This window comes from Capnocytophaga canis, assembly GCF_043187445.1.
Taxonomy (GTDB): Bacteria; Bacteroidota; Bacteroidia; order Flavobacteriales; family Flavobacteriaceae; genus Capnocytophaga; species Capnocytophaga canis.
Map to the genome: position 1 here is coordinate 285846 of NZ_CP171121.1, position 12917 is coordinate 298762.

Consider the following 12917-nt stretch of genomic DNA (forward strand, 5'->3'; position numbering starts at 1 on the left):
AGATTCGGTACGATTTCTTGAACGCTCTGCCCTCTTATTTTTGTTTTGAAAATAAAACTAAACGGCAAAATTAAGCAAAAAGCTGTAATATACACATTATAAGGGGCTTTATTTTTTATCAGAGAAATGTTGGAAAGTAAGGCATAGGATAATTTGACGGGTAAAAACAAAGTTAGATTTCTAATCGTTACCTAATGGTAATTTTAAATATTTTAATTAAAAGACTATATTTAAGTGTTTTGCACTTGTTTTCATAGCGTGTGGTAACTCAATAGAAATTAATTTTGGGTCATGTTTTCCAAAAATGATGATTAAATATGTCCGAAATTGATGTAAAAAAGGCAATTTCAAAGGCTTTAAAATGATTTTCAAGTTTCTTTGAAATCAAAACATTTTGGTAAATCATTGATAAACAAGCTTTACAGGTCAAATTATGGTCGCCAATGAATTGGTGATGACAATCTTTGCAAAATATTTTTGCTTTCCATAAGATTTTTCCCGTTTTTCACTATCTTCGTGCTTTGACAATCAGGGCGATACAGTATAATTCTTATTTGCATTCAACAAAATAACTACATTTCCCTGATTATCATTTTTTTATATCATCATACTTTTTACAATACGACCAAAAGGAAATGTGTCTTACCGTATTTTTTTGATTCTATCCAGATTACGCTTATTGTCACGCTCTTTAATTGTTTCGCGTTTATCATATAGCTTTTTACCGCGAACCAAAGCAATCTCCACCTTTGCTAATCCTTTGTCATTGATAAACATACGCAAAGGAACAATGGTAAGACCTGTATTTCGAACTTCTTTGTTTAGTTTTTTTAATTCACGTTTTCGAAGAAGTAATTTGCGTTCACTCTTTGGTTTGTGGTTGTAATGTGTTCCGTAGGCATATTCTTCAATATTCATGTTGATGACAAAAAGTTCATTTTTGTCGTTAAATTCACAAAAACTTTCAGCAATGGACGCCTTGCCCAAACGAATGGATTTAATTTCGGTACCTACAAGCACTATTCCTGCTAGATATTTATCCAATATCTCGTATTCAAATTTGGCTCTTTTGTTAAGTATGTTGATGACTTTCTGCACAATTTCTATTTCTTTTGTTTTTTTCTTCGGTCGTATTCACGCTTAAGGAGCGTCAATTCGCGTCCTGTTTGTCCTGCGACTGAAGTATTTTCTTGAGCACGACGAATCAGATAAGGCATTACCTCACGTACAGGGCCAAATGGTAGGTATTTTGCTACGTTATATCCCATTTTAGCTGCATTGAAACTGATATGGTCGCTCATTCCGTAAAGTTGAGCCAACCAAATGCGTTTGTCATTATGTTTTAAGCCTTTTTCCTCTACCAAATCCATTACTAATCCCGTACTTTTCTCATTATGAGTTCCTGCAAACAGAGAAATTCGGTCAATATGCTCTAAAATGTAGACAATTGCAGAGTTGTAATTGTCGTCTGTTGCTTGTTTTGAAATACAGATGGGTGAAATATATCCTTTTTCTTGAGCTCTTGCATTTTCCTTTTCCATATAAGCACCACGAACCACTTTCACTCCGATGTAAAAACCATTTTCAATTGCACGTTGGTGTAGCCCTTTCAGGTAATCCAATCGGTCATGTCTGTACATTTGCAGAGTGTTGTAAACGATAGCCTCATCCTTATTGTATTTTTGCATCATTTGTTCAATGAGCTGATCGGCAGCATCTTGCATCCAACTTTCTTCAGCATCAATCATTATTGGTAGTTTGTAGCTGGCTGCTTTTCCACAGGCTTGGTCAAAACGCTCTACGATACGCTCCCATGCTTGTTGCTCTTCATCTGTAAGTTGTTGTTTTTCGGATATTTTTTGATATATATCAATTTTTCCAAATCCTGTTGGTTTGAATACAGCGAATGGAGTTCCTTGTTTTCTGTTTTCGTGTACAAAATCAATGATTTCCATTGTTTTCTTAAATGTAGCTTCGAACGAAGCCTCGTCTTCTTTACCTTCAACAGAATAGTCTAAGATGGAACTAACTCCCTTTTCATACATTTTTTGAATAACGGGTTTGCAATTTTCTTCAGAAACACCTCCACAGAATTGGTTAAAGACTGTTTTTCGGATGAGCCACTCCACTGGAAGACGTAATTTTAAAGACAAATTAGTCATAGTTGTACCGATACCAATAAGGCTATTATTCCCAATAAAACGAAAAAGCCAATAAGCTCTTCCTAATTCAAAATTATCTTTCAGTGCGAATGCAGTTTGAGTGTCGCTAAAACGTGTAGCCATTTTTTCTTTAAAGTATTTTAAATAGTTGATTTTTAATAAATAGATGAAAGGTTTAATGATTTTAGATCATTTTTTCCACTGAGGGCAAAGGTATGATTTTTTTTTTGTCTTTTACTCATTTTTAGTCGTGTTTTTTTTATTTATAGTAAAGTTTGTTTTACTTAAATTTTAAGAGTATATTTGTCCTCTTCATACAAAGTTAATGTATCAAAAACGAGAAATGAATATACAATCACAAGGTTATTCTGTTTATTTTAGCGAAAGTAGTTTTTATTTTCTGAATAAACTTTTGCAAGAGAAAAAATATTCTAAAATTTTTATTTTAGTAGATAGTAATACCAACACTTATTGTTTGCCGTTGTTTTTAGCGGATATGGCAACAGAAACACCGATTGAAATCATTGAGATTGAGGCGGGTGAGGAGTTTAAAAACATAGATACTTGTTCTCAAGTGTGGTTTGCACTGTCGGAATTGGAAGCTGATCGCAAAAGTTTACTCATCAATTTAGGCGGAGGTGTTGTTACGGATTTAGGCGGTTTTGTAGCATCGACCTATATGAGGGGAATTGATTTTGTGAATGTTCCAACGAGTTTATTAGCGATGGTAGATGCTTCCGTAGGCGGAAAAACAGGAGTGGATTTAGGAGCTTTAAAAAATCAAATAGGAGTGATTAACAATCCGAAGGGAGTGATGATTGATACCCGATTTTTGGCAACGCTTCCCGCTGATCAGTTGCGTAGTGGCATGGCTGAAATGTTTAAACATGGCCTTATTCAGTCCGAAACGTATTGGAAAAAAATGCTTAAACTGGATGAATTAACGATAGAGGATTTAGAGCAACTCATCTACGAATCAGTCGAAATTAAAAATAATATTGTCAAGCAAGATCCAACTGAAAAAGGTTTGCGAAAAACTCTCAATTTTGGACATACATTAGGACATGCTATCGAATCGTATTGTTTGCAAAATTCGTCTCGACAAGCACTTTTGCATGGAGAAGCAATCGCTATTGGTATGATTTTAGCCACATATCTATCCTCCGAGTTGTTGTGTTTTCCAAAGGAAAAGGCTCTAGAAATCAAAAATGTATTCAATCAATATTTTGAAAAACATACGTTTAAAAAAGAAGAAATAGATCAAATAATAGATTTGTTAAAATTTGATAAAAAGAATTCATATGGCAATATTAATTTCGTGCTGTTAGAACAAATTTCACAACCAAAATTGGATTGTAAGGTAAGTAATGAATTGATTTACAAAGCATTTGAATACTATCGTTCATGAAAATTGCGGTGAGAAATATAATCTATATGTTCTTTATCTTGTTCTTTGGTAGTCTTAATGCACAAAGCTATTGGCAACCCAATAATACCACAGGAAAACAGGAACAAAAAGAAGGGAAATTTTATTATAGTCTTGATAAAGAGGCTTTTGCAAAAGCTCTTTTAAAAAATGTAAGACAAACCAGTAAATCAATAGCGGAGGTTTATATACCCAATGGAGAGGGAGATATTGAATCTTTTCGTTTGCAGGAAACACAGGTACTTTCGTCCGTTTTACAGGAAAAATATCCTCATATAAAAACTTTTGCGGGGGTTTCAATAACTAATCCTTTGAGGAGCATCCGAATTACTTGGTCGCCTCGTGGGTTAAATGCAATCATGGAAGAAAATTTTCATTACTCTTTCATCGAATCTACTGACGATGAAGGTTTTCTTTATGAAGTATATCACCGTGACATGACCGAGAAAAATCCCATAAAATGTACTACTCAAGCATTTGCCTCAGAAAAAAAACTTACAAAAAGAGCTACGTATAGCACTGAAAATAAGGTACGTACCTTTCGGATTGCCATAGCAGCGACACATGAGTACACACAATATTTTGGAGGAAAATCCAATGCTTTGATTCAAGTGGTAAACACCATCAATCGGGTTAATCAAGTTTATGGTTCGCAAATGTCAATTCAGTTTCAATTGGTTTCCGACCAAAATATTCTGTTTGATACAGAAGCTGCGGATCCTTTAAAAAATATCAATTATGACCAATGGTTGAATGAACAGGGCAATCTAAAAGAAGCTAAGATTCTACAAGAATTATTTGATAATCAGGTGGGTTCTGTGAATTATGACGTAGGACATCTGTTTCATCATGAAGATGTAGGTGGAAATGCAGGTTGTATAGGTTGTGTGTGTGAAAGTGGTAAAAAAGGAGCAGGCTTTTCGGCGATTAATTTTTCTAAAGTTTCTCCAGATTATTTCGAAATAGATCTTTTTTGTCATGAATTGGGACATCAAATGGGAGCATACCATACCTTTTCGTATGATAATGAAGGTACAGATTCACAAGTTGAGCCAGGGAGTGGTTCAACAATTATGGGATATGCAGGGGTGTTGATGAGCCAAAATTTACAACAACGGTCAGATGCCTATTTTCATCATCGGAGTATTTATGACATCATGCAAAACGTCAAAGAAAAACGATGTGCTATTATTACAGATTCTGGAAATACTGTTCCTGAAATTCACGATATTTTGAGTTATACAATCCCCAAAGGAACAGCTTATTTGTTAGAAGGAACAGCTTCTGATGCTGATGAAGATACTTTGCTTTACAGATGGGAACAAGCCGATAGTCGAACAAATTCGTATAGTTTTTCGCCTAATGCAAAGACCGGTGCAATAGCACGTTCGCTACCTCCTTCAATAAATTCAAAACGCTATATTCCGCGATTGAGTCGCATCGTTTCGGGAGAGCTAACTCAAACGCACCCTGCCCAAAATAGTGCTTGGGAAACTGTTACTAATGTGGGACGTACCTTGAACTGGTCATTTGTGGTTTCCGATAGGAATACTTCGGCAACCACTGTTGGGAATACAACTTATAAAACGATACAAGTAGTGGTGAATGACAAAGCTGGGCCTTTTTCGGTACTTTCTCATACTACTCCATCAAATTGGTACGTAGGGCAAACCGAAACTATCCGTTGGGACGTGGCCAATACTGATAGTGATAACATCAACGTAAAAACAATATCAGTTCTGTTTTCCGAAGATGGAGGAGCTACTTTTTCTCATACTTTAGCTACAGGTATTCCTAATAATGGAACTGCAAAAATTACAATTCCGAATATTCCGATAACAAATCAAGGGAAATTTATGATTAAAGCCGAAGGGAATATATTTTTGGCTGTTAATAAAAGTACGATTACCATCAAGGAAAACGATGATGTTGATGGAGATGGCATTATGTCAAATGCAGATAATTGCCCTGAATTGGCAAATCCGAATCAAGAAGACTTGGACAGAGATGGAATAGGAGATGCTTGTGATGATGATTGGGATGGAGATGGGGTTCATAACGATAATGATAACTGTCCACGACAATCCAACTCCAATCAATTGGATTTGGATAGAGACGGTATTGGTGATGTTTGTGATGATGATTTGGATGGAGATGGTGTACCGAACGACAGTGATAATTGTCCAGAAATCTACAATCCGAATCAAGCAGATCTGGATAACGATGGCATAGGGGATCTGTGCGACAATGACATAGATGGTGATGGCATAGCTAATGATATTGACACGTCTTTGGATTATGTTTTGATTTCCAATGCTTTTTCGCCTAATAATGATGGTATACACGACTATTTTTCGATTCTCAGGGCAGAGGAATATCCGAATAGTACCCTACGCATATACAATCAATTAGGACAATTGGTTTATGAAACTAAAGGTTATAAAAATCAATGGAGTGGCATGGGAAGCAACGGAAAGAAAGTACCTCAGGGGTCTTATTTTTACATTTTTACATTAGATAATACAGAAATGTATACCCGCAAAGGTTGGATATTTATAAATTACTAAATACGATGAAAAAACAAATATATTACATAATACTAATTGGATTTATATCGGTGATAAACATATATGCACAAAATCCTACACACATATTTTATAATCAACATAAAAACTTGGTAAATCCTGCGGCTACAGGCCAAGAGAAAGGACATACCATTTCAGTGGACATACGCAATCAGTGGCAAGGAGATACTGAAGCGCCTCAAAGTCAGACTCTTTTGACCACACACCGAATCAATGAGCGTGTAAGTGTCGGTTTTTCAATTCAAAATAATAAAGTTTTTATCCAAAAACAAGCAGGATTATATGCCGATTTTGCATATGCCATACCCATAAGTGAATACAGCAAATTGTACGGAGGATTAAAATTTGGAGGTGATTTTTTTAATATAGACGGAAGTCGGATCAGAACTTATACCTCTCCTCATAACACCTACTACGATCCTTATTTACAGACTATATCAGGGAAATTCCAAATAAATATAGGGACAGGAGTTTACTATGAGCATCGTGATTTTTATGTTGGATTATCTGTTCCCAATCTATTGGCATCGGAAGAAGTTAAAGTAAAAGAAGACGTAATGACTTCAGTAGCCCAACGTTTTCATATCTATGGTTTGGCAGGATATTTTTGGAAACTCTCTCCAGAATTTACTCTAAAACCAATGTTGCAGACTCGTTTTGTGAAAGATGTCAGTCCGTCATTTGATCTGACTTTAGCAGGAGTTTACCTGAAAAACAGTGAATTAGGATTGACCTACAGAACGGATAAAGCGTTTAATGCCTATATTATGTTCCACATACCAAAGTATTATGTAGTTGTGGGATATGGCTACGAAAACAATTCACAGCCACAGCTGAACATCTATGCACGAAGCTCTCATGAATTTTTGGTACAATTCAAATGGTAAATCAATAAAATTAGAAAAGTAGTCTGACTATCAGCATATAGCCTTGAAAAGCTATCTTCGATATGTCACACAAAAAAAGAGTTATGTTCGAAAAAGGGTCTCTAGACAGGAGCAAATAATGAAAAAACACACTAAAAACCTTTGTAAAACGAATAAAAAGATTTACATTTGCACGTTCAAATTTTTGAGATGATTCAAAGAGTACAAACAATTTATATGCTACTTGTCTTCATAATTGGAGGCATTCTGCCGTTTATATTTTCGTTATATGTGCAAAATCAGCAGTCTGTTTATGCATACTTAGACGATGTTTTGAGTGGTATCTTTTTTGGAATATCAGCTGTTTTAGCTGTATATACCATATTTAAATATAAAACAAGGCAACTTCAGTTTGTTTTGAATAGACTGAATATCCTTATAAGTCTTACTTTACTAGGAATATTTGTATATCGAGTGCTAAGTTCATCCGGAGAAAGTGGAATTTCTGAGAAGGGTGTTGGGATTTTCTTACCCGTCCTTTCTATCGTTTTTTTGTTTTTAGCTAATAAAGCTATCCGACGGGACGAAGATCTGGTAAAATCAGCAGATCGATTGCGATAAAGCCTATAATCTTAGTAGTGTTAGTGCGTTAAGAGAACCTAAGTTTTTACTTAGGTTTTTTTATTGATAAAGTTTTTTAGAGGCTATTTCTAATTTTTCGCCTTTTTCTGAACAGAAAAAAGATAGAACATGTTTCATAATACAAAAATTAGCCTCAATTAAGGGTGTTTGAAATTATGACTGAACAGGCAATGTCATTTTTTCAATTTCTTTAATTTCAATCATAAACTCATCTCCTAATTGTAAGTTTTTTTTACACCAATATTTTGTTATATCTCCATTATTGGAGTGATTAGTTGCTAAAAAATCTAAATCAATTTCTGTTTTTTCTTCTTTATTCAACACAGTTACAATTAAATGAATACTTCCTTTTTCAACTACTGCCGATAGTTTCTCTTCTTTTAAAGTTAGTTCAACACCAATGTTCTTAGGATGCTCAAAAAAATGACTTTCAATTTCTGGAGCTCGTTGTATTATTGGAGAATTTACAGTGATTTCTTCTACCTTTACAGTAAATTTAGCCCCTAAAAATAATTTTTGAAGAAGCCAAAGTGGATAAGTTTCCGTTTGCATATCATATCCACCAAAATTTACGCTGACACAATTTCGTGTATCTCGTATCATTCTACTGATAATCAATCCAATAGAACCTTCTTTGAGAGAGGCAAAGAAAGTTTTATTATCTGTTGTTAATTTTAATCCTATCATATTTTTGTATTATTAGTAATCCAAATATCTTTGGGCTCTACAAAAATGTAGAAAATCATCGTATTTTTTATATTTCAAAGTTATTTTTTCTTCAGGAATCTATACGTTCTTCGCATCTTCGTATGATTTTAAAAGAGTCATAATATCCAACAACAATTCTTCTATAATGTCCGAGACAGCTTTTTCTGAGTGGGTTAGCTCTGCAATAGCTATTGCCTAAATTGTTCCTAATCAAGTCTGGTTATTACATCAACTTCATCAGTTACTACCATTTTCCGAATTTTCATCTTTATCAATTTACCATAATAAATCTTTTTCTAAACGAGCAAGTGTAAGTCTATTTCCAACTCCTTTTGGTCTTCATATAATTAGCTCTTCTTTTACCTTCTCATTTATTTCTCTTAATGCCATTAGTATAAAACAGAAGTAATATACAATAAATCGTTTTGTTCGGACTTAATAAGGGTTAAAATTTCTTTATTGATTTCGGTTGTTTTACAACACGCCTTTTTGGCTTTTAATTTTTCTTTTTTGAGTACTCTTTTGAAGTAGTTTTTTTAACAACTTTCTTTTTTGTTATTTTTTTTCGTTTGGCAGGTTCACCCTTGTAATAATACATGCTCTTTTCAATATACAAATCACCTTGATTACGGAGCATTCCCGCTGTATTATCATCATACCAAATTTCAGCTAAACTTGCTTTCAGATATTTGGATATATCATCTCTATTTTTTTTGAAGTCAATAAATATTTTTCGTTTAGACAGAAATTTAGAGAATGCATTCAGCATTTCTTTGGAGATTTTGTAATCCTTAATAAAGCTGCTCTTCTCGGGTTTTACGTTAACTTTCGGATAAGTATCCAAATACTCAAATAAAAAGAAATTTGTCAATCCTGAATTAAGTAATTCATTGACCAAATAGGTTTCAGGCTTGATGTCAGAATGCAGATACACATCTGGATATATCCCTCCTCCTCCGTAAACTACCTTACCTTTAGGCGTAGTAAACTTCAGTGAATCAGGCATTTTAGAGCTATTTAGTTGGAAATTACGAATTTGTTTTTTGCTGTAAGGCTTTTGAATAGACCTTCCTGTTGGAGTGTAGTAACGAGCTGTGGTCAATCGTATGGCAGACCCGTCAGGTAGAGGCATTTCACTCTGTACTAACCCTTTACCAAAAGTGCGTCGTCCGATAATTACACCGCGATCGTTATCCTGCAAAGCTCCTGAAACAATCTCACTTGCCGAGGCTGTTTGCTCATTTACCAATACAAAAACAGGCTGTTCTTCAAACATACCTCCACCAGTTGCATAGGTTTCATCAATTTCCTGACGATTGTTTTTAGTGAAAACAATCATCTTATCTTCTTTTAAAAATTCATCACTAATATCGATTCCTACATTCAGTAGTCCTCCGGTATTATTTCTTAAATCTAAAATTAAGCTGTTAATTCCTTTATCTATAAGTGTTTGTAAAGCAGACCTAAACTCTTGATGAGTAGTTTCAGCAAAGCGATTCATACGAATATACCCCAAGGTATCGTTCACTTTATAAAAGCAATCTACACTTTTAATAGGAATATGTTTTCGAACTATTGGGAGCGTAAAAATACTATCATTGGATTTACGATAGATGGTTAAAAGTACTTCTGAATCCTTTTCTCCCTTGAACGTATTGCGAACCATCTCTGAAGTTAATTTTTTACCAAAAAGAGTGTCATTGTCAGCTTTTAAGATACGATCGCCTAATTGAATGTTTTTACTGAAAGCGTCACTCTCCTCGATAGGTTTCATTACCGCAATAGTGTCTTTATACATATAAAAACTAATGCCTACACCTACAAATTTACCACTGATGTTTTCTGAAATTTCTTGAATGTTTCTCTTTGAGATATAACTTGAATGTGGATCCAATTTTGATAAAATCCCATTAACAGTCAACTCAACAATACTGTCAGGATTTATTTTATCTACATAATCATTTTCTATGTAATCAATCAGTGTCCCAAGTTTTTTTTTACTTGGACTTTCAACAATAGAGTCAATATCTACCACAGGAGTTGGTGTGGGAAGAGGTTCTTGGATATAAAAATCGGACAGAACACGCCCAAGAAAAATGCCTATTCCCAAAATGACACTTATGATAATGGGCAATATGTATGTTTTTATTCTCATATACTAAAAGAGGTTGTCTGAAAAGTGGTTCTTACATCATTTTGGGATTCCATCGCACGAAAAAGGAACTCCTACACACGATTTCTCAGAATTTTAAATACGAAGGAAAACTAACAGGCAAAGTCATGATGCCAAACTCAACTTCTCGGACAACCCTTTATCTATATACAAATTTCATTGTTCCGAGTGGCTATTTGAAAGCCCCCACTCCTTTCGTTAACCATTGATGAAACTCATCAACATCAGGCGTGTAGCCAATCGGATCAATAAGGTTACTTTCATCGTGGTTCATCAGCACGTAAAAAGGTTGTGAATTAGCTTTATAACGAACTGTTTGAAACTCACTCCATTTTTGACCTATGTATTTAATTTGCTTACCTGGTTTTAACTTTGATTCAACTATTTGATTTTCAGGAAGTGGTCGTTTATCATCCACGTAAAGGGAGATTAACACCACATCGTTTTTCAATATGTCAAGTATATGCGGTTTAGCCCATACGTTTTGTTCCATTTTACGGCAATTTACGCATGTCCAACCTGTGAAGTCTAACAAAATAGGTTTATTCACTTTTTTTGCATATGCTATTCCTGTTTCATAATCGTCAAAAGCTAAAATATTGTGAGGTTCCAACAGATGAGCTCCTTCGGGTAGCCTGTCCTCTTGACTTGATACGATGCCTCCTGTTTTAGTATATCCTACTCCATAGGGCGACTCACTATAGTGTTGTGGTGGAGGAAATGCACTAATTAAGTTCAGTGGAGCTCCCCAAAGTCCAGGTATCATATAAATCGTGAAAGTTAAGGATAATAGACCCAAACTCAAACGTCCTACCGAAATTTTGTCTACGGGAGAATCGTGAGGTAATCTGATTTTTCCGAATAAATACAAGGCTAATGTTCCAAAAACAGCTATCCAAATCGCTATAAACACCTCTCTCTCAAGCCAATGATATTGATAAGCTAAATCTGCGTTCGACAAAAATTTGAAAGCTAAAGCTAATTCTAAAAATCCTAAAACGACTTTTACAGTATTCAACCATCCGCCTGATTTTGGCAATGAATTCAACCATCCTGGGAAAGCTGCGAAAATAGCAAATGGCAATGCAATGGCTAATGAGAAACCAAGCATACCAATAATAGGAGCTATACCACCCTTAGAAGCTGCTTCTACCAATAATGTACCTACGATAGGCCCTGTACAAGAGAATGAAACAATAGCCAATGCCAAAGCCATAAAGAAGATACCCACCAAACCACTACGGTCGGCTTGCGCATCCACTTTTGTACTCCACGAACTGGGTAAGGTTAATTCAAACGCTCCTAAAAAAGAAGCTGCAAAGAAGATCAATATCAAGAAAAATATAATATTAAACCAGAAATTACTCGCCAAAGCGTTCAAAGCATCTGCACCGAAAATTGCAGTTACTACTGACCCCAACACAACGTAAATTACGATAATTGATAGTCCGTAGAAAATAGCATTTCTGATACCTTTGATTTTCGATTTACTTTGCTTTGTAAAATAACTTACAGTCATTGGAATCATCGGAAATACACACGGAGTGAGCAAAGCAGCGAACCCAGAAAGGAACGAAATAAAGAAAATACTCCAAAGTCCCTTGTTTGCAACATTTTTATTGTCATTTTCTTCCACTTTTTGTGTTTCCTCCTTAACTGTTTTGTCGTTTGGAGTTTTATCATCTCCTTCTAAAGAAAAAATGCCTGCGTTGGAATTGTCCACAGATTGCGTTTGGTTAGCCTCGGTTGAACCTGTGTTTTCACTAAAGATAAACATCAAATCAACCGTATCAGGAGGCAAACAGTTAGCATCATCACATACCATAAACTCCACACCAGCTTTAATGGAAGATAAAGGTTTTAAGATTTTTATACGCTGTTTGAAAGTTGCATTTTTATAGAAAAAGCCGATTTCCATATCAAAAACAGCATCGTGCTTCACTACCGAACCCGTTTCAACTGTTTTACCAACCAATTCAAAAGTACCATCGTTGATGTATTCAAAAGTTGTAGGAACAGGACCATTTGGTGGAATTGTTTGTGAATAAAGTTTCCATCCTTGGTCGATTGTAGCAGTAGTTACCAAGTCATATTCTTGGTCATTAATTTTTTCTACTTTGGTATCCCATTTGACAGGATCAAAAATTTGAGCATTTACCAAAATAAAACTAACTGATAATAAGAAAGTTAATATTTTTTTCATCGTATCACAAAAGTTTTTTTAATAACAAACGACAAAATTAGTTTTTTTGTGGAAAAAAACAAAAATATTCTTTATTTTATTGAAGTGGCTACCACTTAACAAAATAAAGTTTTGATTTGTTTCGAAAAATTTTTACATTTGCTCCAATGAAT

The 12917-nt window shown here is 34.7% G+C and carries 9 protein-coding genes; 4 read left to right on the forward strand and 5 right to left on the reverse strand.

Annotation, left to right across the window (positions count from 1 at the left end):
- Window positions 1-642 precede the first annotated feature (642 nt).
- Window positions 643-1098, reverse strand: a complete 456-nt coding sequence (gene smpB / locus ACF3OB_RS01350; protein WP_392448044.1) for an SsrA-binding protein SmpB — start codon at window positions 1096-1098, stop codon at window positions 643-645.
- Between the two features lie 5 nt (window positions 1099-1103).
- Window positions 1104-2285: a proline dehydrogenase family protein gene (locus ACF3OB_RS01355; protein ID WP_172918098.1), complete on the reverse strand. Its 1182-nt coding sequence runs from the start codon at window positions 2283-2285 to the stop codon at window positions 1104-1106.
- 220 nt (window positions 2286-2505) lie between these two features.
- Between ACF3OB_RS01355 and aroB the strand changes: the two genes are divergently transcribed.
- The 4 genes from aroB (at window position 2506) to ACF3OB_RS01375 (ending at window position 7660) form a co-directional block, all read left to right on the forward strand.
- Complete coding sequence (aroB, locus tag ACF3OB_RS01360; RefSeq protein WP_172919500.1) at window positions 2506-3570, forward strand: 3-dehydroquinate synthase; 1065 nt, start codon at window positions 2506-2508, stop codon at window positions 3568-3570.
- Between the two features lie 26 nt (window positions 3571-3596).
- The gene (locus tag ACF3OB_RS01365; protein ID WP_392448045.1) at window positions 3597-6155 is read left to right on the forward strand and encodes a reprolysin-like metallopeptidase; all 2559 of its coding nucleotides are present in this window, start codon (window positions 3597-3599) and stop codon (window positions 6153-6155) included.
- A gap of 5 nt (window positions 6156-6160) precedes the next feature.
- Window positions 6161-7060, forward strand: coding sequence for a PorP/SprF family type IX secretion system membrane protein (locus ACF3OB_RS01370; RefSeq protein ID WP_095894523.1), 900 nt, complete (start codon window positions 6161-6163; stop codon window positions 7058-7060).
- A gap of 189 nt (window positions 7061-7249) precedes the next feature.
- Window positions 7250-7660 carry a DUF4293 domain-containing protein gene (locus ACF3OB_RS01375; RefSeq protein ID WP_172914584.1) on the forward strand — a complete coding sequence of 137 codons (411 nt, stop codon included), beginning with the start codon at window positions 7250-7252 and terminating at the stop codon, window positions 7658-7660.
- Window positions 7661-7834: 174 nt separating this feature from the next.
- Here the strand turns inward: ACF3OB_RS01375 and ACF3OB_RS01380 are convergent, their stop codons facing one another.
- The 3 genes from ACF3OB_RS01380 to ACF3OB_RS01390 all read right to left on the reverse strand — a co-directional run bounded on the left by ACF3OB_RS01380 (window position 7835) and on the right by ACF3OB_RS01390 (window position 12765).
- Complete coding sequence (locus tag ACF3OB_RS01380; protein ID WP_095894363.1) at window positions 7835-8368, reverse strand: hypothetical protein; 534 nt, start codon at window positions 8366-8368, stop codon at window positions 7835-7837.
- Between the two features lie 517 nt (window positions 8369-8885).
- Entirely contained in the window at window positions 8886-10544 is a 1659-nt protein-coding gene (locus tag ACF3OB_RS01385) for a S41 family peptidase (protein ID WP_392448046.1), read from the reverse strand.
- Window positions 10545-10734: 190 nt separating this feature from the next.
- Window positions 10735-12765: a protein-disulfide reductase DsbD family protein gene (locus tag ACF3OB_RS01390; protein WP_095894361.1), complete on the reverse strand. Its 2031-nt coding sequence runs from the start codon at window positions 12763-12765 to the stop codon at window positions 10735-10737.
- Window positions 12766-12917: the final 152 nt, after the last annotated feature.